General features: G+C 38.6%; 27 protein-coding genes. 25 read left to right on the forward strand and 2 right to left on the reverse strand.

Features of this window, described 5'->3' with window-relative positions:
- Positions 1 to 27: 27 nt before the first annotated feature.
- On the reverse strand, positions 28 to 384 hold the full coding sequence (locus SLH51_RS13935; RefSeq protein ID WP_335961932.1) for a protein YmzB: 357 nt from the start codon (positions 382 to 384) through the stop codon (positions 28 to 30).
- A gap of 125 nt (positions 385 to 509) precedes the next feature.
- Between SLH51_RS13935 and SLH51_RS13940 the strand changes: the two genes are divergently transcribed.
- The gene (locus SLH51_RS13940) at positions 510 to 1,280 is read left to right on the forward strand and encodes a hypothetical protein (RefSeq protein WP_335961933.1); all 771 of its coding nucleotides are present in this window, start codon (positions 510 to 512) and stop codon (positions 1,278 to 1,280) included.
- A gap of 83 nt (positions 1,281 to 1,363) precedes the next feature.
- Here SLH51_RS13940 and SLH51_RS13945 read toward each other — a convergent pair whose 3' ends face one another.
- Positions 1,364 to 2,296, reverse strand: a complete 933-nt coding sequence (locus SLH51_RS13945; protein WP_335961983.1) for a Na/Pi symporter — start codon at positions 2,294 to 2,296, stop codon at positions 1,364 to 1,366.
- A 194-nt stretch (positions 2,297 to 2,490) separates the two neighbouring features.
- On the opposite strand from SLH51_RS13945, the gene SLH51_RS13950 reads away from it, so the two are divergent.
- From SLH51_RS13950 to dnaG, 24 genes are all read left to right on the forward strand, one after another.
- Complete coding sequence (locus tag SLH51_RS13950; protein WP_335961934.1) at positions 2,491 to 3,666, forward strand: thiolase family protein; 1,176 nt, start codon at positions 2,491 to 2,493, stop codon at positions 3,664 to 3,666.
- Positions 3,667 to 3,795: 129 nt separating this feature from the next.
- Positions 3,796 to 4,356, forward strand: coding sequence for a TetR/AcrR family transcriptional regulator (locus SLH51_RS13955; protein ID WP_335961935.1), 561 nt, complete (start codon positions 3,796 to 3,798; stop codon positions 4,354 to 4,356).
- A gap of 199 nt (positions 4,357 to 4,555) precedes the next feature.
- Positions 4,556 to 4,729 (forward strand): 30S ribosomal protein S21, encoded by a 174-nt coding sequence (gene rpsU / locus SLH51_RS13960; protein ID WP_003323311.1) that lies wholly within the window; start codon positions 4,556 to 4,558, stop codon positions 4,727 to 4,729.
- Between the two features lie 22 nt (positions 4,730 to 4,751).
- Positions 4,752 to 5,195, forward strand: coding sequence for a GatB/YqeY domain-containing protein (locus tag SLH51_RS13965; protein WP_335961936.1), 444 nt, complete (start codon positions 4,752 to 4,754; stop codon positions 5,193 to 5,195).
- A 314-nt stretch (positions 5,196 to 5,509) separates the two neighbouring features.
- Positions 5,510 to 6,865 (forward strand): NfeD family protein, encoded by a 1,356-nt coding sequence (locus SLH51_RS13970; RefSeq protein ID WP_335961937.1) that lies wholly within the window; start codon positions 5,510 to 5,512, stop codon positions 6,863 to 6,865.
- Between the two features lie 4 nt (positions 6,866 to 6,869).
- Complete coding sequence (floA, locus tag SLH51_RS13975; protein WP_335961938.1) at positions 6,870 to 7,871, forward strand: flotillin-like protein FloA; 1,002 nt, start codon at positions 6,870 to 6,872, stop codon at positions 7,869 to 7,871.
- A gap of 39 nt (positions 7,872 to 7,910) precedes the next feature.
- A complete protein-coding gene (locus SLH51_RS13980) occupies positions 7,911 to 8,450 on the forward strand; it encodes a hypothetical protein (protein ID WP_335961939.1) in 540 nt (179 codons plus the stop codon).
- A 109-nt stretch (positions 8,451 to 8,559) separates the two neighbouring features.
- Positions 8,560 to 8,850, forward strand: a complete 291-nt coding sequence (gene yqfC / locus SLH51_RS13985) for a sporulation protein YqfC (RefSeq protein WP_335961940.1) — start codon at positions 8,560 to 8,562, stop codon at positions 8,848 to 8,850.
- Positions 8,851 to 8,885: 35 nt separating this feature from the next.
- Positions 8,886 to 10,085 (forward strand): sporulation protein YqfD, encoded by a 1,200-nt coding sequence (yqfD, locus tag SLH51_RS13990; protein ID WP_335961941.1) that lies wholly within the window; start codon positions 8,886 to 8,888, stop codon positions 10,083 to 10,085.
- A 5-nt stretch (positions 10,086 to 10,090) separates the two neighbouring features.
- The gene (locus tag SLH51_RS13995) at positions 10,091 to 11,059 is read left to right on the forward strand and encodes a PhoH family protein (RefSeq protein WP_335961942.1); all 969 of its coding nucleotides are present in this window, start codon (positions 10,091 to 10,093) and stop codon (positions 11,057 to 11,059) included.
- Between the two features lie 132 nt (positions 11,060 to 11,191).
- Positions 11,192 to 13,366, forward strand: coding sequence for an HD family phosphohydrolase (locus SLH51_RS14000; RefSeq protein WP_335961943.1), 2,175 nt, complete (start codon positions 11,192 to 11,194; stop codon positions 13,364 to 13,366).
- On the forward strand, positions 13,363 to 13,845 hold the full coding sequence (gene ybeY / locus SLH51_RS14005) for an rRNA maturation RNase YbeY (RefSeq protein WP_335961944.1): 483 nt from the start codon (positions 13,363 to 13,365) through the stop codon (positions 13,843 to 13,845). Before SLH51_RS14000 ends, ybeY begins: the two co-directional genes overlap by 4 nt.
- On the forward strand, positions 13,829 to 14,215 hold the full coding sequence (locus SLH51_RS14010; RefSeq protein ID WP_335961945.1) for a diacylglycerol kinase family protein: 387 nt from the start codon (positions 13,829 to 13,831) through the stop codon (positions 14,213 to 14,215). Before ybeY ends, SLH51_RS14010 begins: the two co-directional genes overlap by 17 nt.
- A gap of 210 nt (positions 14,216 to 14,425) precedes the next feature.
- Positions 14,426 to 15,169, forward strand: coding sequence for a DUF502 domain-containing protein (locus SLH51_RS14015; RefSeq protein ID WP_335961946.1), 744 nt, complete (start codon positions 14,426 to 14,428; stop codon positions 15,167 to 15,169).
- On the forward strand, positions 15,162 to 15,560 hold the full coding sequence (locus tag SLH51_RS14020) for a cytidine deaminase (protein ID WP_335961947.1): 399 nt from the start codon (positions 15,162 to 15,164) through the stop codon (positions 15,558 to 15,560). The genes SLH51_RS14015 and SLH51_RS14020 overlap by 8 nt, the downstream gene beginning before the upstream one ends.
- Positions 15,553 to 16,464: a GTPase Era gene (gene era, locus SLH51_RS14025; protein ID WP_335961948.1), complete on the forward strand. Its 912-nt coding sequence runs from the start codon at positions 15,553 to 15,555 to the stop codon at positions 16,462 to 16,464. Before SLH51_RS14020 ends, era begins: the two co-directional genes overlap by 8 nt.
- A gap of 222 nt (positions 16,465 to 16,686) precedes the next feature.
- Positions 16,687 to 16,833 carry a YqzL family protein gene (locus SLH51_RS14030; RefSeq protein WP_335961949.1) on the forward strand — a complete coding sequence of 49 codons (147 nt, stop codon included), beginning with the start codon at positions 16,687 to 16,689 and terminating at the stop codon, positions 16,831 to 16,833.
- A 41-nt stretch (positions 16,834 to 16,874) separates the two neighbouring features.
- Complete coding sequence (recO, locus tag SLH51_RS14035; RefSeq protein WP_335961950.1) at positions 16,875 to 17,621, forward strand: DNA repair protein RecO; 747 nt, start codon at positions 16,875 to 16,877, stop codon at positions 17,619 to 17,621.
- Positions 17,622 to 18,045: 424 nt separating this feature from the next.
- Positions 18,046 to 18,936 (forward strand): glycine--tRNA ligase subunit alpha, encoded by an 891-nt coding sequence (glyQ, locus tag SLH51_RS14040; RefSeq protein ID WP_335961951.1) that lies wholly within the window; start codon positions 18,046 to 18,048, stop codon positions 18,934 to 18,936.
- Positions 18,929 to 21,013, forward strand: a complete 2,085-nt coding sequence (gene glyS / locus SLH51_RS14045; RefSeq protein ID WP_335961952.1) for a glycine--tRNA ligase subunit beta — start codon at positions 18,929 to 18,931, stop codon at positions 21,011 to 21,013. The genes glyQ and glyS overlap by 8 nt, the downstream gene beginning before the upstream one ends.
- 112 nt (positions 21,014 to 21,125) lie before the next feature.
- Positions 21,126 to 21,761 (forward strand): helix-turn-helix transcriptional regulator, encoded by a 636-nt coding sequence (locus SLH51_RS14050; RefSeq protein ID WP_335961953.1) that lies wholly within the window; start codon positions 21,126 to 21,128, stop codon positions 21,759 to 21,761.
- 192 nt (positions 21,762 to 21,953) lie between these two features.
- The gene (locus tag SLH51_RS14055; RefSeq protein ID WP_335961954.1) at positions 21,954 to 22,769 is read left to right on the forward strand and encodes a pyruvate, water dikinase regulatory protein; all 816 of its coding nucleotides are present in this window, start codon (positions 21,954 to 21,956) and stop codon (positions 22,767 to 22,769) included.
- Between the two features lie 344 nt (positions 22,770 to 23,113).
- Positions 23,114 to 23,656, forward strand: a complete 543-nt coding sequence (locus tag SLH51_RS14060) for a YaiI/YqxD family protein (protein WP_335961955.1) — start codon at positions 23,114 to 23,116, stop codon at positions 23,654 to 23,656.
- Between the two features lie 55 nt (positions 23,657 to 23,711).
- The gene (gene dnaG / locus SLH51_RS14065) at positions 23,712 to 25,505 is read left to right on the forward strand and encodes a DNA primase (RefSeq protein WP_335961985.1); all 1,794 of its coding nucleotides are present in this window, start codon (positions 23,712 to 23,714) and stop codon (positions 25,503 to 25,505) included.
- Positions 25,506 to 25,517: the final 12 nt, after the last annotated feature.

A 25,517-nucleotide genomic window follows, 5' to 3' on the forward strand; every position in this document is an offset into this window, starting at 1 on the left:
ATCACCCGTATGCCCTTGCTTTGCGATTCAGTGTAGGTGAATATCATAGACAGCTTTTTCCGTTTCGACTTTTAAGCAATCTTTTTCGTTCGTCGTATTCACTTCTCCATAAAGAGGAATTTCATATGCGTTTTGAGGTAATGGTTTTTCTCCTTCTGGACTTTGAATACTTCCATTTCCATGAAGAACTAATTCTTGGCTTGGCATATAGTCGTCAATACTTTTTTCGTTGGACACGACGGTTATATGCTCTAATTGAAGAGTGACTTCATCAATATCAAACACCTGTTGCAAACCAGTAGCTAACTCCCCTTTTTTAATAAGTAACGTTTCACCTTTATGTGATTCTAACCATTCTGATAATTCATTGATACTTTGAGACATAGTCTACCTCCTTTATGTACATCATTACGTTACCCAAATCATAGTTCATTCATTCGCCAGCGTTTGTGGAACCAAGAGAATTTTATTTTAAAATATAAGAAGTATATTTGGATGAAGATATCTATATGGAGATGGGTAACATTGGATTATTTCTAATTAAATATTATGACGTTATCTTGATCATAATAATTTTTGTCCTGAGACTTTGGGGCGCGTTTTTTATTTGGAGGTGCATTACCATCGATGGAATGTTATTCTTCATTGTTTTAGCACTAGTTGTTGCTATGTGTGCTTTAGCTTATTTTTTCAGAAATAAACCTAAGCCGGCACCAGCCTATGTTAGACAAGCTGATGTAACAAATATCAACCAGGAGCAATTTAAGGAGGAGTTTGGAATAGAGAAAGATACTGAAGAAATCATTGAACGTGTAGCTGAAGAAAAGGCTAAGGAAGAAATTGGTGAGGAATTAAATCCGCTTAGAGGACATTTGGATACAATGCAATCAACATTGAATCGACTTCAATCAACTCAACAACAAGCAACTTCACAAATGTCAGCTGGTCAAGATCAGCAACAAACTGACCAACTTTTACAACAAATGCAACAAATTAGCAATCAAGCACAACAACAACAACAAAAGACATTTCAACAGTTACAACAATCCATTCAACAAGCTACTCAAATGCTCGGAAATGTTGGTCAATCGATCCAATCGATCAACGTGTTAAATCAAATGACTCAACAGATTAATCAATCACAGCAACAGTTGCAACAGCAAACCCAACAACAACAACAGCAACAACAAGAGCTTCAAAAGTTACAACAAATGCAAAATCAACAAAGTCAAGGGCAATCTGCTCAAGATATGTCTTTTAGTCAATTGTATCAGAACTAACCATAAAGAAGGGAATCGTAGACATATGTCTACGATTCCCTTCTTAAATAATACCTCTTTATAAAGTGAACATGCTAGTAGAATTAATTAAGTTTCTCTGCGTGGATCCATTCAACTAATTTAGCAAAATACGTAACGAACGGGAGCAGTAAAATGGAGCATAGGACGTTAAAAATGAGGCTTGCGTGTGCAAGTTGCATCATTGGTGAAGAAGTTAAACTACTAGCGAACATACTGAGCCATCCAATAAGTGGAGTAAATATTAAAACACCAATAACGTTAAGCCATATATTAGCATAGGCGACAAGCTTAGCACTCCTGCCTGAACCAAGGCTTGCAAGATATGCAGTGATGCAAGTTCCTATATTAGCTCCAAGCATAATAGCGATACCTGCTTGCAAGCCTAAGACATTATCACTCATAAATCCCATTGCAATTGCGGTTGTCGCAGTACTAGATTGAATGATCGCTGTTAAAACTGTACCAATACCAATCCCTAATAATTGATGTTCATTTGTCAGATCAAAAAAAGAATGAATAGATGGTATGGAAGCTAGTGGATAAGCTAAAGTTTCTAAACCATCCATGGCGATAAAAATACAGGCTAATCCAAAAGAGAAGCAGCCTAATGAGTATGCACTCAAACTAGGAAGTAAAAGAGAGATGAGACCAATAATTAGAAGGGGAACAATGAACATTGATAAATCAAGAGCTAGCAATTCCGTTGTCATGGTTGTTCCAATATTGGCTCCTAAAATGATTCCTATCGAATGGCGAAACACAAGAAGACCTGTTGCAACAAGTCCAACTGTCATGATAATAATGGCCGAACTACTCTGAAGGATTGCCGTTGCTATCGCACCAACAATAAGTCCTTTCCATGCGGTATTTGTTAAACGATATAATATTTGTTTAAAACGCGCTTGTCCGAGATGAAAAAGCCCTGCTCTCATGACAACCATCCCGAATAAAAATAATGCAATAAAAACAGCCAATAAAGAAAATAATTCTTTCATCACTTTGATATCACCTCTCTTTTCAATCTATGGACAAAAGTGAACAAGCATGACATCAAATAAGCGAAAATATTGAATTGAATATTCGGAAAATTATATGTATATTGTATTGATAAATAGTAATTCATACTTTTGTATATCTAACGGAATATGGCTAGTTGGTTAATTAGTGTATTCAATAAAGGGGGATTAGTATGGAGAAGAGAGACGCAGTGATTGTTAGTGCAGTTAGAACGGCTATTGCTAGGCAAGGAGGTGCATTAGCAACTCTTGCTGCTCATGAATTTGGTGCAATTGTATTAACTGAAGCGATCAAAAGAGTTAATATCGCTCCAAGCAAGGTTGATGATATTATCTTAGGCAATGTCTCAGGTGGTGGTGGCAATATTGCACGTTTAACAGCTTTACAGGCAGGATTTCCACTGGAGATAACTGGTCTTACGATTGACCGTCAATGTGGTTCAGGGATGAATTCCGTATTACTTGCAGCACAAGCAATAAAAGCAGGAGAGGGAGATATTTACATTGCTGGTGGAACTGAGAGCTTGAGTCATGCTCCGTATTTAATGGATCGTCCTACAAAAGCATACCCAACTACACTCCCGCAGTTTAGAACAGCGCAACTCTCACCAAAATTTATTGGAGACCCACCTATGGGAATCACAGCTGAAACGTTAGCTGAAACTTATGCAATTACACGCCAAGAGCAAGATGAATTTGCATTTAGAAGCCAAAAGCGAATGGCAAATGCCATGAAAGAAGGGTACTTCACTGAACAAATTGTTCCTATTACGATACCGACTCGTAAAGGTGCTCCATTTGTATTTGCAGAGGATGAACATCCACGACCAGATACAACAATAGAAGGGTTATCTCAGCTTCCACCTGTGTTTAAACAAAATGGCACAGTATCAGCTGGAAATAGTTCAGGATTAAATGACGGAGCAGCTGCACTTGTGGTGATGTCGCGTGAAAAAGCGCACCAATGTGGGATTAAGCCATTAGCCGTAGTTAGGGAGTCTACTGTTTGTGGAGTGGATCCTACTATTATGGGAATAGGGCCTGTCCCAGCTGTAAGAAAATTGTTAGCTAAAATAGGCAAGACACTAGATGAAATTGATATTATTGAATGCAATGAGGCATTTGCCGCTCAAACACTCGCGGTAATTCGAGAACTGTCATTTCCAACTGCTAAATTAAATGTAAATGGTGGTGCGATTGCGCATGGGCATCCACTTGGAGCTACAGGAGCTATTTTAATGGTAAAAACGATTCATGAATTAATCAGAAGAAAAGCCAAACTCGGTCTTATTACAGCCTGTATAGGTGGAGGGCAGGGAATTGCTGCTCTAGTTGAACATGAATTGTAAGTGGTTCGAGTTTCGGTTAGTCAAAGTGGAGTACTCACTTGATGAGTGAAAAACCCTATAAAAGGGAGAGAGCATTTATGGTATACTAGAGCGGATAATTTTTTTAGATAGATTGTGAGGAGTACCAGCATGAAAGAAAAGATTATAGAAGTAAGTATCGATTTATTCGGTCAAAATGGCTTCATAGAAACGTCTATTCAAGATATTGTTGAGGCGCTTGGTGTCACAAAAGGAACGTTTTATTATTATTTTAAAAGCAAAGAAGAGCTGTTAATGGAAATTCATCTGCGCTATATTGAAGACTTATTGCTCAGTCAAGAAGAAATTACTAATAAAACGATGACATCAGAACAAAAGCTATTTGACATGGTCTATATGATCATGAAGCATATCGAAGGTCATGGTCAGAGTGCCAGAGTCTTTTTTCGTGAGATGCAGCACCTTAATGAAGAACACCTCAAAAATATATTTAATAAAAGAGATCTATTTAGAGAAAATATGAAGCAACTTCTTTATCAAGGCATAAAAGACGGTGAATTCCGCGAAGATTTGAATGTTGATGTTGTCACTCTTGCTATTTTAGGAGCAGTCAACTGGAGTTATCATTGGTTTGACCCTAAAGGAGAATTAAATGAGAAAGAAGTCACTGCAATCTACATCGATTTGATTCTAAATGGTCTAAAAAAGTAAACCCATTAAGTAGGAAGGGGGTCCATACAGACAGATGCGTGGCTAGAAAGATTACGCACTGTTGCAATGGGCTTTTTTTATGAGTGGAACTTGTCGATTTTCGGTTGACCGATAGCTCTTGTTATATTATAATGCTATAAGACGTGCACTCGAATAGTTGTACGTCCTGAGTTGGTTGTTTCGGAGGGAGGGAAATAAAATGGCAGAAACTCGTGTTCGCAAAAACGAATCGATTGATGCTGCACTTCGTCGCTTCAAGAGATCACTCTCTAAAGAAGGAACGTTGGCTGAGGTTAAAAAGCGTAAGCACTATGAAAAGCCTAGTGTTAAGCGTAAGAAGAAATCTGAAGCAGCAAGAAAACGTAAGTTCTAATTGAAGTGAGAGGGTGCTTTCATTGAATCTTCTTGAACGGTTGAATCAAGACATGAAGAATGCGATGAAGAACAAAGAAAAAGGTAGACTCTCTGTCATCCGTATGGTAAAGTCGTCGTTGCAAAACGAGAAATACAAGCTCGGACGTGAGTTGACGGACGATGATAGCCTTACGGTGCTTAATCGCGAACTGAAACAACGCAAGGATTCCCTCCATGAGTTTGAACAAGCAAACCGTGAAGATTTAGCTTCCAAGTTACGTGATGAAATCGTCGTGCTTGAAGACTATATGCCAGAGCAGCTTTCTGAAGAAGAAGTCACTCAAATTGTTCAAGAAACAATTGCTGAGGTAGGGGCTTCAACCAAAGGAGACATGGGTAAAGTCATGGGAGCAATCATGCCTAAGGTTAAAGGAAAAGCTGATGGTGGTCTTGTGAATCGTCTTGTGCAACAACATTTATCATAATGACACAAACGTCTCATCTCTTGTAGAGGTGAGACGTTTTTTTGACTAGTTAGAGAATAGAAAACTGCCTTTTGGGGTTAAGTGGTTAGAAGGGGCAGGCATGAAATTAGTTCGCTCAATCTAATGAGGAAGAAATACGATTAATGATTTTTTGCTCGGGTTCAGTTTTGCTAAATTTACCTTCAATTTCGTGATAGAATAGATAAAGAAATGAAAAAATAAAACGTATACATAACATAAATGGTTTAAAATAATGAAACCATTTTAAAGTTGTGTACGTAGATAAAAGTAGAACAACAAGAAGGGAGGTACATATGAGAACGAAACTACGGTTAACATGTTCAATCGCGTTTCTTGTTATTGCGTGCTTACTAATACCACTCCAAACACTTGTTTATAGTGACGAGGAACAGACAGCAGAGTCTGTTGTCTATTATATCCCGGTTGAACAAACTGTTGAACGTGGACTTGAAGCGTTTATGTCCAGGTCATTTAAGACTGCGATAGAAAATAGTGCGACACATATCGTACTAGAAATGGACACACCAGGTGGAGCTGTTGATGCTGCGGGCAACATTGCTACGTTAATTCAAGAAACAGAAATTCCTGTGATCACGTTTGTAAAGAGCAAAGCGATTTCAGCTGGGGCTTATATTGCATTAAATTCTGATGAAATTATTATGACCCCAGGCGCTACAATGGGATCGGCTGCTGTTATTGATGGAGCGGGTAATGCTGCTGAGGATAAAACACAATCGTACTGGTTATCAGAAATGCGTAGTGCGGCCGAGTTAAATGACCGTGACCCTCAATATGCACTTGCGATGGCAGATCAGCGTATTGATTTACCGGAACTCGGAGCAGGAGCGGGTGATTTACTTACTCTGACAGCCCAACAAGCTATGGAAGTAGGCTATGCTGAATCAATTGCAACAAACCGTTCAGAAGTTCTTGAATACTTAGGGCTAGAGAACGCAATTGAACGTGATATGGAAGTGAGCTTTTCAGAGCAGATAGCTCGCTTTGTTACTCATCCGGTTGTGATTCCCATTCTTTTATCGATTGGGAGTTTAGGGTTAGTTCTTGAGTTGTATTCGCCTGGCTTTGGTGTACCTGGCATTATGGGGATTTCTTCTCTCCTGTTATTTTTCTTTGGACATATGTTTGCTGGTTTTGCTGGCTGGGAGTCTATGATCTTATTTGTTGTTGGTTTTTTACTTATTATGATTGAGATTTTCGTTCCTGGGTTTGGAATATTTGGGTTGTTAGGGATTGCGTCTGTTATTGGTGGTATGCTTCTGGCATCTTTTTCAACAGGATCTATGTTGATATATATTGCGATTGCACTTGTGATAACGGCACTTTCGACTGTGTTTATATTTAAATATTTTGGCCATAGAGGTCCGATGAAAAAGATCATTCATACGGATTCAACAAGTACAGAGAAAGGGTATATAACAAATGCAACGAGAAAAGAATTAATCGGTCAAAAAGGTGAAACGTTAACCCCTTTAAGACCATCTGGTTCGGCAGTTCTTAATCAAGAGCGTCTTGACGTTGTTTCTGATGGAGGATATATTGGACAGGGTAGAGAAATTGAGGTTGTGTACACAGCCGGTTCGCGTATTGTTGTTCGTGAAGTAAAAGAAAGCAAATTAAAGGAGGAATAAGTACATGGTATTAGATGCTAGTAGTATTACTTTGTTAATAGGGCTTGCGGTTCTATTAATCTTACTTGCGGTATTATTTACGTTCGTACCAGTTATGCTTTGGATTTCAGCTTTAGCAGCGGGAGTTCGAATTGGAATCTTTGAATTAGTTGGGATGAGGTTGCGTCGAGTTATTCCAGCTAGAGTTGTAAATCCGTTAATTAAAGCGGTGAAAGCTGGTCTTGATCTTAGTACGTCTAAACTAGAGGGGCATTATTTAGCGGGTGGTAACGTTGACCGTGTTGTTAACGCTCTAATTGCTGCGCAACGTGCAAATATTGAATTAACTTTTGAACGAGCCGCAGCAATTGATTTAGCAGGACGTGATGTGCTTGAAGCTGTTCAAATGAGTGTAAACCCAAAGGTTATTGAAACTCCATTTATTGCTGGTGTGGCGATGGATGGAATTGAAGTGAAGGCAAAAGCACGTATTACAGTTCGTGCCAATATCGACCGTCTTGTCGGTGGTGCGGGTGAAGATACGGTTATCGCTCGTGTAGGTGAAGGGATTGTTTCGACAATTGGTTCAGCTCACAATCATAAAAAAGTGTTAGAAAATCCAGATATGATCTCGCAAACGGTTCTTTCAAAAGGGTTGGATGCGGGTACTGCGTTTGAAATTCTTTCGATTGATATCGCGGATATTGATATCGGTAAGAACATTGGTGCGGAATTACAAACAGATCAAGCTGAGGCCGATAAGAAGATTGCTCAAGCGAAAGCGGAAGAGCGTCGTGCAATGGCTGTAGCGAAAGAGCAAGAAATGAAGGCGAAAGTTGAAGAAATGCGTGCGAAGGTTGTTGAAGCCGAAGCTGAAGTACCTATGGCGCTTTCTGAGGCATTACGTAAAGGGAACATGGGTGTTATGGATTATATGAACTATCAGAATGTGATGGCTGACACGGATATGCGTGATTCTATTAGCAAAGCAACTGATGGAGACACAAATAATCCGAAGGGTGAATAATCGTGAATCCTCCCCTAAAACTGAAAGGAGGAGATGAATGTGCCTTTAGAAAATTTATTTGAATTTATTGCTCAAAACTTTATCTTTGTTGCTGTAATTGTCGGTGGGATTATTAGCATGCTTGGTAGGCTCGCTGGTGGTGGCCAGCAGCAAGAGCAACGAGGTAGGCAAAATCAGCGACCTAATCAGCAACCTAATCAGCAACGTGAAGAGAAGGTTGATTGGCGTGACATCTTTAGGCAAGAAGAGATAGAGCCCGAGCGTGAAGTGAAACGACAATCACACTCACCTCAAGTTGAGTCAGCACCTGCTACTATAACGGTAGAAGATGATCAACTTAAAAGGCAGCAGGAGATTCAAGATCGCTACGATGAATTGCGTCAAAAACGTGAGAATGCGACGAGAAAAGGTCGTGAAATACGAGATGAGATGCAATCGTCAAATAAGAATCATGAGCAGCTCGATCTCCATTTAAATCAACTTTCTAATAAAGAAGCGATGAAGGCTGTAGTGTGGTCAGAAGTTTTAGGCCCTCCAAGAGCCCGTCAGCCCCACAAGACATTTATAAGAAAACGTTAATGAAGTAGTACCTTTTTGGTACTGCTTCTTTTTTTATGCAAATGACAACGATTCATTGTGATATCAAGTTGAATTTGATCATAAAGATTAGGAGAGAGGGGGTTCAGATATGAAAAAGGTGAGACAGAAAATGAAGAACTGGATGACTCAGCAGATGCAATTACCTGCCGATGTCATGATGGACCTACCGCGAATCACAATGATAGGCCAATTGCACATATACATTGAAAATCATCGCGGCGTTTTACAATTCTCAAATCAAGAGCTCCGTTTATTGCTGAAACAGGGCCAGTTATTAATAAAAGGTGATAATTTTGTTATTAAAACAATTTTACCAGAAGAATTATTACTTGAAGGTCGAATTGACCAAGTTCTGTATTTAGATGAACAACGTACATAGTGCTATACGTAGGCTTGGAAGGGGGAAAAAGTATAATGAAGAATAATTGGACTAACCATATTAATGGCTACGTACGGGTGCGAATAGATGGTGACTATCCAGAGAGATTTCTTAATAGATGCATAGAGGAAGATATCTCAATTTGGCAAATTAAGCGGGTTGGAGATAGGCGAATTGTTTGTTATATGGATGTAGAAGATGCGAAACGGATTCGCCCTCTGTTGCGTAAAACCGGTTGCAAGGTCACATTTTTGCAGCGTACTGGCTTGCCGTTTTTATTTAAGCGCATGATAAGCCGAGCTGGGTTCATTGCAGGGTTAGCTGCTTTTTTAACTGTTATGTTTATCCTTTCTAACATGGTTTGGAATGTAGAAATAAAGGGAGCTTCTCCTCAAGTAGAACATGAACTCAAACAAGTCGTAACGAATATGGGAATAAAACGAGGTGCTTTCCAGTTTACTTTGCCAAGTGTTGAACGTATCCAACGAGATGTAACAGAACTCGTTCAAGGGGCAACCTGGGTTGGAGTGCGTCAAAAAGGGACGACCTTTGAATTTGAAGTCGTAGAACAGCAGCTACCGGAAGAGGCAGAAAGATATAGCCCGAGGCACCTTGTCGCAACCAAGAAGGCGATTATTCATAAAATTTTTGTAGAACATGGCCAAGCAGAGGTGAAACCAAATGATTTTGTACGTAAAGGAGACCGCCTCGTTTCTGGGTATATCGGAAAAAAAGATGCTGAAGATGAAGAAAAAGAATTAGTGCCAGCTCAAGCGGTTGTACTTGGGGAAATTTGGTACAAGTCTGAAGTGTCTGTCCCGCTTGAAACTCTTTTTACAACTGTAACAGGAGAAAAGAAATCTAAGCATTACCTTTCGATTTATGGATTTAATATTCCGATATGGGGGTTTGGAAAGGTTCTATTTGATACGGTTCAAGAAACGGATCACGAAAGACCATTTCACTTATTCAACTGGTCACTTCCAATCACTTATAAGCGCTCGGACTTTTTTGAAACGTCACAGTTTGAACGTTCGTATACAAAAGAAGAAGCGATTCGTGCGGCAAGAGAAAGGGCAAGAGTTGATCTGAAAAAGCATTTACCTCATGATGCCGAGATAATTGGCGAAAAAGTTTTGCACGAAGACGTTGAGAATGGTAAAGTTAACTTACGGATACATTACCAAGTAATAGAAGATATTACATCGGAACAACCGATAATTCAAGGAGATTGAGTCTATTGTCAGAAGTGAAAATGATACAGCTAGGAGTCAAAGATGCCAATGAGACCCAGGCTCTTATTGGTCCTCATGACAGGCATCTAAAGCGCATGGAAGAACTGCTTGGTGTAACTCTTGTAACACGTGGTGAAGAAGTATTAGTTACAGGAGATGAGGAAAAGACTGAGATGGTTAGCAAGATTATTGCTACATTAATTCAGTTAATTCGAAAAGGTATTTCCATATCCGAGCGTGATGTTGTATATGCGGTTCAGTTAGCACAGCAGCACCGCCTAGAAGAACTGCTTGAGTTGTATGATGAGAAAGTAGCTACGAATGTTAAAGGAAAGCCAATAATAGCTAAGACACTTGGACAACGCCACTATGTATCAGCCTTACGAAAAAAAGACATGGTGTTTGGCATTGGACCAGCCGGAACAGGGAAAACTTATTTAGCTGTTGTTATGGCTGTAATGGCATTAAAAGATGGCCATGTGAAACGAATAGTTTTAACAAGACCAGCAGTCGAAGCGGGAGAGAGTCTTGGCTTCTTACCAGGTGATTTAAAAGAAAAAGTCGATCCGTATTTAAGACCTTTGTACGATGCACTTCATGATGTTCTTGGTATGGAACAAACAGCACGTCTAATGGAGCGTGGTACGATTGAAGTAGCCCCGCTAGCCTATATGCGCGGTCGGACACTTGATGACGCTTTTGTTATTTTAGACGAAGCCCAAAATACAACAAAAGAACAAATGAAAATGTTTATTACGCGACTTGGATTTGGTTCAAAGATGGTCATAAATGGGGATTTATCTCAAATTGATTTGCCAAGGGGTAAGAAATCCGGCTTGAAAGTTGCGATTGAAATTTTAGAAGATGTAAGAGATATCGCTTTTATTTATCTTCAGCAGTCAGATGTTGTTCGTCACACTTTAGTTCAACAAATAATTAGAGCGTACGAGCAGAAAGAGATTGATGAGGGTTAATAAGTTGGCGTTAAAATCGATAAAGAATAGAAAGCCTTGCCTAAGGAGAGGCGTTAATATGAAGACCCTCTTATGAAAGAGGGTCTTCCTTTTAATAGATGGGAAAATGGAATGGAGATGAGGTGACTTACTTTGAAAAGGCGATTACCAATTGATCAACAGAAGTGGTGGAAAGGTGTACGTGACCACCAATACATAAGAGGATTTCTATTTTTTATTATAGGTCTATTTCTGTATGGATTGTTATTGGCAAATGTGATACCAGATACATTAGATGTTAGTTTGTCGCAAATTGCTGATCAGGATATTCGTTCCCCCCTAACAGTAGAACATAAAACAGCCACTGAGGAACGACGAAGTGCGGCGGTAGATGAGATTGGTCCGGTTTATGAATTAAAAAGAGAGTATGCTCAAAATCAAGTGAAGAAAGTAGAAGATATATTTGATTTAGTAATTCAGGAAAGAAATAGAGAACAAGCTTTAGAGCAAGAGCTATCAGAAGATGGGGATAATATAAGTGACGAAGAACGCTTAAATCTGCAAGTAGAATTTGTGAAAGAGGTGCTCTCCCCAAGGACAAGCAATGACATTTCGGACCAAACACTTGCAACATTTTTAGAAGCGTCTGATTCACAACTACAAATTGCAAGAGAAACAGCAACAAATGCGGTTCATGAAATCATGAGTGAAAGAATCACCATTCGTGATTTAGCTGATGCGAAACAGGACGTTAGTGATCAGATTGCTATTTCTACGGTAAGTAATCAGCTTCTTGAAGCAATAATTGAAATCGCTCAATTTGCGATTATTCCAAATTATATTTATGATGCTGCAGCAACTGAACAAGTAAGGCAAGAGGCAGCCGAAAGTGTAGAGCCTGTTTTAATTCGTGAAGGTCAGCTTCTTGTTAAACAAGGGGAAATGATCAATCACGACATTTATGAACAACTTCGAATTGTGGGACTTTTAGATGATTCTTTTAACATTTTTCCTTATGTTGGATTAGCTATTCTTGTATTGCTTATTACAAGCATGCTATCGTATTACGTGAATGAAGCACAAACATCCGTTCAAAAAAATAATAGTCATTTATTGATGTTTACATTGGTTTTTATTGTAACCATTTCAATTATGAAAATAACCAGCTTGTTAGAAGGATTGGAAATCCAAGGCATTGGTTTTGTTGTTCCTGTTTCAATAGGTGCAATGTTGATAACACTATTAATCCATACGCGACTTGCGCTATTTACTGGAATCTTGTTTGCTGTCGTTGGAAGTATTATGTTTAACAATGAATCAGTTGGAACCTTTCATTTTACGTACGGTTTTTACATTTTGTTTAGTTCGTTTGCTGGTGCTTATTTCCTTAGCAAATCCAATCGAATTTCTCGGATACTTCGAGCTGGTTTGTTTGTCTCAGGAATTAATATTGTTGCAATTGTGGCTCTTCTATTTATGAAAACTGTTCAGAGTAGTTGGTTTGAAATCGGTATGCATGTTGGATTTGCCTTTCTTTCTGGTTTTATAGCCGCGGTTTTAACGATTGGTCTACTTCCGTTTTTTGAAGCGGGATTTGGAATTTTATCGACATCTAGGTTAATAGAGCTTTCTAGCCCTAATCAGCCTCTCTTACGAAAGATATTAGTTGAAGCGCCAGGGACATATCATCATAGTGTAGTTGTAGGGAATTTATCGGAGGCTGCTTGTGAATCGATTGGTGAAAATGGCCTTCTAGCTCGAGTTGGCTCATACTATCATGATTTAGGAAAAACAAAAAGACCACACTTTTTTATTGAGAATCAAATGAAGATGGACAATCCGCATGATAAGATTTCACCTCAATTAAGTAGGACGATCATTATTGCTCACCCTTATGATGGGGCAGATTTACTAAGAGAGTATAAAATGCCAAAAGAGATCATTGATATTGCTGAACAACATCACGGCACCACTCTTTTAAAGTACTTTTATCACAAAGCAAATAAAGATTCTGAGCAACAAGTTCCAGAATCTCAATTTCGTTATCCGGGTCCAAAAGCACAGACGAAAGTGTCTGCGATTGTTGGAATTGCCGATAGTGTTGAAGCTGCAGTACGTACAATTCAAAAGCCGACACCAGATAAAATTGAAACATTAGTCAGGAAAATTATTCAAGATAAACTTGAAGATGGTCAGTTTGATGAGTCAGACTTAACGTTAAAGGAACTTGACCAAATTGCTGTCTCTATCTGTGAAACGTTAAAAGGAACGTTTCACCAGCGAATAGAATACCCCGAAGATGTAAAAGGAAAGGGAGATAAAGGATGAATATAATAGTTGATTTCAATGACGAAACCCAAACACTAACTACTGAGCAGCAAATACTTGTAGAAAACATTGTGAAGAAAACAGCAGAAGTAGAAAAGTTAGAAGGAGACATTGAAGTGTCGATTACGATCGTCGATGAGAAACGTATTCAAGAAATCAATAAAGAATATCGTGACAAAGATCAACCGACTGATGTTATTTCCTTTGCGTTAAACGAGCAGAGTGAGGGTGAGCTAAATGTAGTCCTTGATCCTGATATGCCTGATATGCCTAATATACTAGGTGACATTGTCATTTCAGTGCTGCATGTTCAAAAGCAGGCTGCAGAATACTCTCATTCTTTTGAACGGGAATTAGGGTTCTTGACTGTTCATGGTATGCTTCATTTAATTGGATATGACCATATGACAGAAGCCGAAGAGAAGGAAATGTTCTCAAGGCAAGAGGACATCTTAACAGCTTATGGACTTACGCGATAGAAATAAAAAAGGGTTTAAAAGGTTACTACGATCGTTTATGTATGCTACACAAGGGTTCTGTTATGTCATAAAACATGAGCAAAATATGCAAGTTCACCTTGTTGTCGCAACGATTGTTTTAGTAGCCGCCTATCTTGTTCAGTTCCCACTCATTCACTGGCTTATTCTACTACTAGTCATAGCTGGTATGTTCGCGTTGGAAATCATGAATACAGCAATTGAACGCACGGTTGACCTTGTGACCGCAGAATTTCATCCGCTAGCAAAAAGAGCAAAAGATATTGCAGCAGCTGCTGTTTTTGTATATTGCCTGTTTGCGGTTATAATAGGGTTCATTCTATTTATTCCTGCCCTTATGCGTTTGTTATAGATTGTTCCAAAAGGTAAAAATCAACCTTTTGGAACAATATGGTGTTGCATTGGCTCCACACGCTGCGCGTCAGCTCTAAGAAACCCACTTAGAGCTAACTTAAAAGCAAAGCAGCGGCTACGCGCAATGCATCGAGATTGTTCCAAAAGGTAAAAATCAACCTTTTGGAACAATCTCTTATAGAACTGGTTGAGAGGAGTACCCTCTATCATGTGGAAGAAATTTCAGAAAAATATCATTGCTGGAATCATCTTTTTGTTACCAGCGATTGCGACCATTTATGTGATTCAGTTTCTTTTTGGGCTTGTTGATGCGTTTTTAGGATCGTTTATTACGGATCTTTTAAAAGCACTGAATATCCTTACGATAGAAGATGGACGGATTTATTTTCTTGGTGTCTATACACCTTTTTCAGAACGATTGTTAGGAATTGGTTTTATTTTAACGATCCTTTTGATTACCTGGGTAGGAGCTATGCGTATTCAAGGCAAAGGAGTTCGTATTTTTGGAACAATTGATCGTTCATTTCGTAAAATCCCGATAGCAAATTCAATTTATACGTCAGTTGAACAAGTAATTCATGCTTTTGCACAGGAAAGGTCGTCTTTTAAAAATGTAGTATTAGTTGAATACCCACGAAAAGGACTTTACACTGTTGGCTTTCAAACAGGAGAATCAAAGGGAGAAGTGCAGAGGGTAACGTCAAAAGATTGTATAAATATTTTTCTTCCTACGACACCTAACCCAACATCAGGGTGGTTAGTACTTGTTCCGCGCGATGAAGTGATCGTGTTAAATATGTCTGTTGAGCAAGGATTGAAATTTATTATTTCTGGAGGAGTGGTTGTGCCACCAGATCCTGGTTCTATTACAGAAGAAATGAAAACTGAAATTGATGAGAAAAATATGGTTGTGCGTGTACGTACAAGAAGAACGGGTGAAAATAATGAATAAGCACCAATTAATAAATGAGGCTAAACGAGCAAGAGAACAAGCGTATGTACCGTATTCTAACTTCAAAGTTGGAGCAGCCCTTCTAATGGAAGATGGGTCTGTCTTTTTAGGCGCAAATATAGAAAATGCATCGTTTGGTTTAACGAATTGTGCAGAAAGAACGGCTTTATTTAAAGCATATTCAGATGGGAACCGAAATGTGAAAATGATAGCTGTTGTTGCTGATACCGATCGTCCTGTCCCACCATGTGGTGCTTGTCGACAAGTGATGGTCGAATTGTGCAAACAAGATACGAATGTAGTACTAACTAATTTAAAAGGTGATATTTTAGAAATGACGGTAGCTGAGTTACTACCTGGAGCATTTACAGCGGAGGATATGAATGAATAACGAAAAAGGATTTAAATCAGGATTTGTTTCTATTATCGGGAGACCGAATGTAGGGAAATCGACATTGCTAAACCATGTTATCGGACAGAAAATTGCGATCATGTCGGACAAGCCACAGACAACAAGAAATAAAATTCAAGGTGTTTATACAAGCAATGAGTCACAGATTGTTTTTATTGATACCCCGGGAATTCACAAACCGAAGCATAAGTTGGGCGATTTTATGATGAAAGTAGCTCAAAATACGTTGCGAGAAGTGGATTTAGTTCTTTATGTTGTTGACGCGACTGAAGCATTTGGATCAGGAGAAGAGTTTATTATTGAACGTTTAAAGGACACGACGACACCAGTATTCCTTGTTATAAATAAAATTGATAAAATCTCACCAGAAAAAATATTTGCAGTTATTGAAACGTATCGAACGAAATATGATTTTAAAGAAGTTATTCCAATTTCAGCTTTACAAGGGAATAATGTTTCAACTCTTATGGAACAAATAACAGAGTATTTAGACGAAGGTCCGCAATATTATCCAAGTGATCAAGTTACAGACCATCCTGAGAGGTTTGTTGTCGGGGAACTAATTCGAGAAAAAGTGCTACATTTAACAAGGGAAGAAATTCCCCATTCAGTTGCAGTTAATATTGAACAAATGAAGAAGCGAGGAAATAGTGATACAGTTTATATTGGAGCTACAATTGTTGTAGAACGTTCTTCACAAAAAGGGATTATAATTGGTAAACAAGGTTCGATGTTGAAAGAAGTAGGAAAGAGAGCGCGTACAGATATTGAATTATTGCTAGGTTCTAAAGTATTTTTAGAATTATGGGTAAAGGTTCAAAAAGATTGGAGAAATAAAGCTACACATCTTCGTGATTTCGGATTTAGAGAAGATGAGTATTAATTTGAATGGACAAGTGTTGCTTGTCCATTTTTTTTATAGCTAGGCGAATATCCATTGTTTTTTTTTATTTAACGGATTATCATAGATATTAATAAGAAAAGTATGGCATTTAATAAATGTCAAGTCTTTTGAATTAACAATATTTCCTTAACATGATTAGAGAAAATAAGGTCATCATACAAGTATAGAGCGTTTAGTCTCATGAGAAAGGTGGATTCTGATATGCTCGATTTTTCTTGGAAAGTCTTTTCAATGACAGGTAATGTGGACACGTATTTATTGTTGAAAGAACTAGAGCGGGATTCAGATGATCAATTCAGACAAGAAGACGTGGAGGGAATTGAAACACCCGACGCTCCAACTCAGTAGTAGTATGTTGACACCTCACGAAGGATGTGTGGTGACAGGTTATGATTCAGAAAGTAGAAGGTATTGTGATTCGTACTACGGATTATGGCGAATCAAATAAAATTGTTACTCTTTTTACGAGAGAGCTTGGGAAAATAGGTGTTATGTCTCGCGGAGCAAAAAAGCCAAAAAATCGGTTATCAGCTGCATCCCAATTGTTCATCTATGGTACGTTTGTTTATCAGCGATATACAGGATTAGGAACTCTAAATCAAGCGGACATAACGAATTCGTTTCGAGAGGTTCGAGGTGATTTATTTCGAGCCTCTTATGCAACGTACATAGTAGAACTTACCGATAAACTGACTGATGATCAAAAGAGAAACCCATATCACTTCGAATTACTTTATCAAACGCTCTATTATTTAAATGAAGGAATCGATGCAGACGTACTGCTTCGAATTTATGAAATGAAAATGCTTGCAGTTGCAGGTATAAAGCCTGAACTTGATCACTGTGTAAGCTGCCACTCTACAGAGGTTCCAGTTGCTTTTTCAATTAGACATGCAGGTTTTTTGTGTAAGACGTGTTTGTGCAAAGATGATCGAGCTTATCACTTAACAGCACATGCTGCGAGGTTATTACGGTTATTTTTCTACGTCGATTTGCAACGACTTGGTCAAATCTCTTTAAAAAAGGAAACAAAGCAAGAGTTAAAAAAAGTAATCTCAGCTTATTATGATGAATACTCTGGTTTAAGACTGAAGTCAAAACGGTTTCTAGAGCAAATGGAACGGTTGGGTTTTTAATGATAAAACCGAATGAAGATGACTAAGTCGGTTATTTTAAAATTCATTGTTAAGAGTTGACTTGTGTTTCTAACTTTGCCTTATTGACATGATCGTTCCATTTTTAGTATGATGCTAGTAATACTATATGGTGCAAAGATGGAAAATAGTACTTATCCATTCTTAAGAAAGCGAACCTAGGGTGGTGTGAGCTAGGGCTTAAGAAAATAAGGAAGGCATTCCGGAGTACATTCGGTGAAAGTGATTAGGGTCATTTATAATTAAGTGACTTTAATAATTAGGGTGGAACCGCGGGAAAAGCTCTCGTCCCTATGTCAGTTGACATAGGGACGAGAGCTTTTTTTTCTTTAAATAAAAGATAGGTTCTCTCTTTTATTTCCGAATAAGCGAAATCACTATATAACAAATGAGGAGGAAACAATAAGTGAATGTTCAAAATATGATTCTGACCTTACAAGAATACTGGTCGAAACAAAATTGTATGATTATGCAGGCTTATGACACCGAAAAAGGAGCCGGGACGATGAGTCCATTTACGCTTTTGCGTACAATAGGACCTGAGCCTTGGAATGTTGCATATGTCGAGCCGTCGCGTCGTCCAGCTGATGGCAGGTATGGTGAGAATCCTAATCGTCTCTATCAACATCATCAGTTCCAAGTCATCATGAAGCCTTCTCCAATTAATATTCAGGAGCTCTATTTAAAAAGTCTAGAAGCGCTTGGAATTAACCCACTTGAGCATGATATTCGTTTTGTTGAAGATAACTGGGAGAATCCCACTCTTGGATGTGCTGGTTTAGGTTGGGAAGTATGGCTTGATGGGATGGAAATTACACAGTTTACGTATTTCCAACAAGTAGGGGGGTTAGAAGCGAATCCCGTTTCTGCAGAAATTACATACGGGCTAGAACGACTGGCATCCTATATTCAAGATAAGGAAAATGTCTTTGATCTTGAATGGGTTGAAGGATTTACGTATGGGGATATTTTTAAACAACCTGAATATGAGCATTCGAAATACACTTTTGAAGTATCAGATAGTCAAATGTTGTTCTCTCTTTTTGGTACTTATGAGCAAGAGGCAAAGCGTGCCTTAGATGAGGGGTTGGTATTCCCGGCTTATGATTATATTTTGAAGTGTTCTCATACGTTTAACTTGCTTGATGCTAGAGGCGCCATCTCTGTCACGGAACGTACGGGCTATATTGGTCGTGTAAGAAACTTGGCTCGTGCTGCAGCGAGACTATATTATGATGAGCGCGAGCGACTAGGCTTCCCGATGTTAAAGAAAAAGGAGGGAACAGAAAATGAGTAATAGAGATTTTTTATTAGAAATTGGCTTAGAAGAATTACCTGCACGTTTTGTGACGACTTCTGTTAATCAGTTAAAAGATAAAATAAAATCTTGGTTAGCTGAAGAACGTTTACAGTATGAAGAAATTCGTACATTCGCAACACCACGAAGACTGGCTATTTTAATCGAGGGGTTACAAGAGAGTCAGCCTGATATTAGTGAAGAAGCAAAAGGTCCAGCTAAAAAAATTGCGTATGATGAAGAAGGCAATTGGACAAAGGCAGCTCAAGGGTTTGCAAGAGGGCAAGGTGTAACAACTGAGGACCTCTTCTTTAAAGAAGTAAAAGGTGTAGACTACATCCATGCGAAGAAGTTTATTCAGGGTAAAAAAACAGTCGACCTTCTTCCGAAAATGAAGGACATCATTACTTCCCTACACTTCCCTAAGAATATGCGCTGGGGAAGCAATGATTTACGGTTTGCTCGCCCGATCAGGTGGCTTGTGGCATTGTTTGGAAAAGAAGTGATCCCTTTTTCAATTTCAGCAATCGAAACAGGTTCAACTACATACGGTCATCGTTTTCTTGGAGAAAAGATTGAAATCACCAATCCAGGTGAATATGTCGTTTCGTTACTCGGTGAGTATGTTATTGCAAACCAAGATGAAAGAAAAAGAGCAATCAGAAATCAAATTGAATCAATGACTGAAGGAAATGGTTGGGTGGTTCCAATTGATGAAGAATTGCTAGAAGAAGTAAACAATCTAGTTGAATACCCAACTGCACTTTCTGGTAGTTTTGATGAAGACTTTTTAACATTGCCTAAAGAAGTGTTAATTACGTCAATGAAAGAACATCAACGGTATTTCCCAGTTGAGAATAATGAAGGAGACCTACTTCCTCATTTTATAACTGTTCGAAATGGTGATCATCAACATTTGGATAATGTATCAAAGGGAAATGAAAAAGTACTGAGAGCACGCTTATCAGACGCAGCGTTTTTCTACAGAGAAGATCAAAAAGGGACCATTAATGATGCACTACAAAGGTTAGAACAGATTGTTTATCACGAAGAGCTCGGTTCAATTGGAGATAAAGTTAGACGAGTGAGAGATTTAGTGAAAATAGTAGGTCTCAAGCTGTCTGTTGATTCAAGCACAGCTAAAACAGCTGAGCGCATTGCAGAAATTTGTAAGTTTGACTTAGTTACACAAATGGTAAACGAGTTCCCTGAATTACAAGGAAGAATGGGAGAGGTTTACGCAGAACTCGCTGGTGAGGATCAAGAAGTAGCAAAGGGAATTTATGAGCATTACCAACCTCGATTTGCCGGAGATCAAAGTCCAACGACATTAGCAGGAACGATTGTGAGTATCGCAGAGAAGCTCGATACGATTGTTACATGTTTTGCAATTGGACTCATTCCAACCGGTTCGCAGGACCCTTATGCATTAAGAAGGCAAGCTGCAGGGGTTGTGCAAATGGTGAACGATCACAAACTTGAAGTGACGCTAGAGGATTTAATCAAAAGCTGTTTAGATGTTGCGAATAGACGACAGCTATTAAAACGCGAGTATGATGAAGTAGAGAAAGAACTGACTGAATTTTTTACATTGCGTGTTAAAGCATTACTTCAAGAACAAGGTGTTCAATATGATGTGATTGATGCCGTTTTAAATAATGAAATCGGTCATATACCAACAATTATAAAGAAAACACGGATACTGACAGAAAAGCATAACGATCAGGCTTTCAAGAAGGTTGTTGAGGCTTTAAGTCGCGTCACGAATATAGCCAAGAAAGCTGAAGGAGAAGGGGAAATTAATCCAACTCTTTTTGAAAAAGATGAAGAACTGGCGTTATATACTCACTATAAGGAAGTAAAAACCTCTGTAAGTGAAGCTTTAAAGCAAGGAAATGCAAAGCAAGCATACGAAGTGCTCGCAACGTTGGAACCCGTGATCAATCAATATTTTGATCATATTATGGTCATGGCTGAGGATGAAAAGGTACGAGCAAATCGTTTATACCTAATGCGAGAACTTTCAGAAGTCATCCGATCGTTTGCCCACTTCCAATCAATTGTTTTTGCCCAATAAATCAAATGGGGTTTGCTTTAACCCCATTGTTATTACTTTCATATAGGCTTTCATTCGTATATAATAATTTTATATTAGTATGGCACTTTTGTGCTAAGGACGGTGAAAACCAATGGAACTTACGAGCAGGCAAGAACAAATTATTGAGATTGTAAAGGGAAGTGGTCCAATTACAGGCGAGCAAATTGCCGAAAGACTCTCTCTTACTAGAGCAACGCTTCGTCCAGACCTAGCTATTTTAACTATGTCAGGCTTTTTAGATGCTAGACCGCGGGTTGGTTATTTTTACACTGGGAAGTCAGGAACTCAACTGCTAGCAGATAAAGTAAAGCACATTACAGTAAATGATTATCAATCAAGGCCTGTTGTTGTGCAGCAGTCTGCTTCAGTTTATGATGCTATTTGTACGATGTTTCTTGAAGATGTTGGAACATTGTTTGTGGTTGACCAACAAATTACATTAGTAGGAGTCCTTTCAAGAAAAGACCTCCTGCGAGCAAGCCTTGGGAAGCAAGCATTAGAGACGATCCCCGTAAGCATCATTATGACCCGGATGCCAAATATAACGGTATGTAAGCAGGGTGATCTAATTATTGAAGTTGCCAATAAATTAATTATGAAACAAATAGATGGTCTCCCCATTGTGATCGAAGTCGACTATGGTTCAGGTTATGAAGTGGTTGGACGAATTACGAAAACAAACATTACCGCGCTACTAGTTGATTTAGCGAACGATGAAGTTATATAGATGTTGTACCAAAAGGGTAGTTTTCCCTTTTGGTACAACATCGAGTCGCAGTGAGAGAAGCCATTGCAAAAAATACCAAAAGGGTGTTCTTCCCTCTTGGTACAACTTCGGATTGCAATGAGCGGAACCGCTGCCTCACCTTTTGAACTATTTTAATACTTTTAATGGAAAGAGAAGGAGAGGGAGGTCATAATGGAAGAAATAAAGCAACGTCCAGTCGTGTATGTCGTATCAGATTCAGTTGGGGAAACAGCTGAACTTGTTGTAAAGGCTGCTGCCAGTCAATTCAGTAGTGCAGGGCTTGAAGTGAGAAGAATTCCATATGTTGAGGATAAAGAAACGATTGAAGAAGTAATTGTATTAGCTGAAAAAGTAAATGCCTTAATTGCTTTTACGCTTGTCGTACCAGAAATTAAGCAGCATTTATTATCCCTTGCCAATGATGCTGGAGTTGAAACGGTTGACATCATTGGACCTATGCTTGATAAGATTGGTGCGCTTACAAAGAAAGCGCCGCGTTATGAGCCTGGACTTATTTATCGACTTGATGAAGATTATTTCCGAAAAGTAGAAGCAATAGAATTTGCGGTAAAATACGACGACGGTCGTGATCCAAGAGGAATTATTCGAGCAGACATTGTGCTTATTGGTGTGTCAAGAACATCGAAAACGCCTCTTTCGCAATATTTAGCTCATAAACGTTTGAAAGTTGCCAATGTTCCATTAGTACCAGAAGTAGAGCCGCCAAAAGAATTGTTTCATATCACACCAAAGAAATGTGTAGGATTAAAGATTAGTCCGGAAAAGCTAAATGATATCCGTGCAGAACGATTAAAAGCACTTGGGCTAAAAGCGCAAGCTAACTATGCGAATTTAGATCGGATTAAAGAAGAATTAGCTTATTCAGAAAAAATAATGCAACGCATAGGCTGTCCTGTTATTGATGTATCCAATAAAGCAGTTGAAGAGACAGCAAATCTTATTTCTAGTATGTTTTCAAAAAAATAGTGAGATGAGAGAGGTAGGTAGCGCGTTTATTCCCTTTTTTAAACCTTTCTAAAAATTTTTTTCAAAGGTCTGACCTTGACTAGAGTTAGTGCAAAATAAAGTGGCGTGAGTTTTTCTTAAACGTCATATTGCACTCTAGGAAGGCAGACCTTTGATTTTTGTAATCTTTAAAGAATGTTTACCTAGCCAAAGCAGTGAAAGTTACGTATAATAAAGAATTGTGATTCTAAAAGATTTGACTTTTTAGTCATAAAGAAAAAAAGAACAAATAAATTTTAAAAGTCAAGACTTTTTCTTCGTTTTTTGGTAATGATAGTAAGGGATAAAAAAACGAAGCATCTTGAATGCATTTCGTTCGACAAATATCTACGAAATTCTTTAAAATGATAGCAGGATTTTTGAAGGGAATGTTGAATTCAACTACTATGAATCCTTCACTACGAACTATTTATGTTGATGCTGATGCTTGTCCAGTAAAAAGTGAGATAGTAGAAATTTGTAAACAGCATAATGTAGAGATGGTATTTGTGTCATCCTATGCCCATACTTTGACATTACCGCAGGTAGCTAAAGTTGTAACTGTGGATAATGAAAAAGAGGCTGTTGATTTGTATTTGATGAATAAAGTGCGTAAAGGAGATGTCTGTGTAACACAGGACCATGCACTTGCATCAATTCTACTTTCGAAAGGAGTACTGGCATTATCACCTCGTGGAGTTGTTTATCAAGAAGATACGATATTACAAATGTTGGACGCTCGTTATCTTTCTCAAAAACAAAGGAGAATGGGGGAGAAAACAAAAGGTCCAAAACCATTTCGACAAGTTGACCGTTTGAAATTTATTGAACAGTTTGCAAAAATTCTTACAGAAAAAGAAGGAACATAGCAAAAAAGCTCGAATTTATAGAGAAATTGGTATGATTAAGAATGGTGATGACACAATGAGCAATCGAATACCGGATGAAAAGGTTGAGCTTATTAGGCGCTCATCAGATATTGTCGAAGTAATAAGTGATTTTGTACAACTAAAAAAGCAAGGTCGACAGTATATTGGATTATGCCCCTTTCACGGTGAAAAATCACCTTCGTTCTCTGTATCACCAGATAAACAGCTTTACCATTGTTTTGGGTGTGGTGCAGGTGGAAATGTTTTTTCTTTTTTGATGGAACTTGAAGGATTATCGTTTATTGAAGCAGTTAAGAAACTTGGTGGTAGGGCAAATATTGAACTGCCTGAAATAACAACTCATGAGACTTCCTCTGGAGGACCGCAAGAAACTATGCGTTCAGCTCATGAATTAGCTGCTAAACTTTATTATCATGTTCTTATGTTAACAGAGCAAGGGTCAGAAGGGCGGACTTATGTCAAAGACCGAGGATTTACAAAAGAGCAAATTGAGCACTTTCAAATTGGTTTTGCTCCTGATCGGTGGGATGCTCTCGTTACAGTACTAAATAAACGTAATTTTTCATTAGACGAGATGGTGAAGGCAAGTCTAATTGGAGAACGTGAATCAAAAGAGGGATATTTTGATCGTTTTCGAAACAGATTGATGTTCCCTATCTGGGATGGTCAAGGGAATGTAATTGCTTTTGGGGGAAGGACAATTTCTGATGAAAAGCCCAAATATCTAAATAGCTCTGATTCACCCATCTTTCATAAAGGCCAGACACTTTATGGGCTTCATCTAGCTAGACCATCTATCCGTAAAGAGGGAGTTGCTGTTTTATTTGAAGGGTATGTAGACGTCATTGCAGCTTGGGGAGCGGGAATGACCAATACAATTGCTACTCTTGGTACTGCTTTAACGGAAGATCAAGCAAAGGTGATCAGACGTAATGCAGAAACAGTAACCATCTGTTATGACTCAGATAAAGCAGGGACAAAGGCTGCTTTCAGATCTGCTGCTATACTAGAGCAAGTAGGCTGTGTAGTGAAAGTTGCCCAGATGCCTGACGGACTGGACCCCGATGACTATATTCGTACATACGGTGCCAATCGCTTTAAATCGGATGTAATAGGGGCTAGCTTAACCTTAATGTCATTTAAAATGCGTTATTTGCGTATAGGAAAGAATATGCAAAATGAAGCAGAAAGAATGAATTACATTGAGGAGGTTTTAACTGAAATCTCAACGTTATCAAGAGCTGTCGAGCGAGATCATTATCTCAGGCAATTAGCAGATGAATTTTCCCTCTCACTTGATGCGTTAAAACAAGAGCAATACCAAATTTTTCGAGCGAATCGAAAACAAGAACCATATCAGGCTAAATCGGAAGCACGAGCACCAAAGCGAAAGTCTATCGAAGCAAAGAAGCTGTTACCTGCTTATCAAAATGCAGAGCGTTATTTAATAGCTCATATGATGAGAGATGTTGAAATAGCTGAACTTGTCCAAGAGCGTATTGGTGGGGAATTCAATATTGATGAGCACCAGGCGCTAGCGGCTTACCTTTTTAGCTATTATGGTGAGGGGCACGAAGCAGATCCAAGTCAGTTTGTTCAAAAATTGCAGGATGAGAAGCTACTGAGAATTGCTACTGAGCTTGCTATGCTCTCATTAAATGAGGAATATCAAGAACAAGAATTATTCGACTATATGAAATTGATTGAAACTTATCCAAAGCGGGTACAAATACAACAAAAAGAACTAGAAATGAAGCGGGAGAAAGATCCTTTAGAAGCAGCAAAGCTTTTAATGGAGATTAATCGTATGAAACAAGAGCTTCAGTAACATATAAAGGCA

This window comes from Halalkalibacter kiskunsagensis (assembly GCF_037027555.1).
GTDB lineage: Bacteria > Bacillota > Bacilli > Bacillales > Bacillaceae_D > Halalkalibacter > Halalkalibacter kiskunsagensis.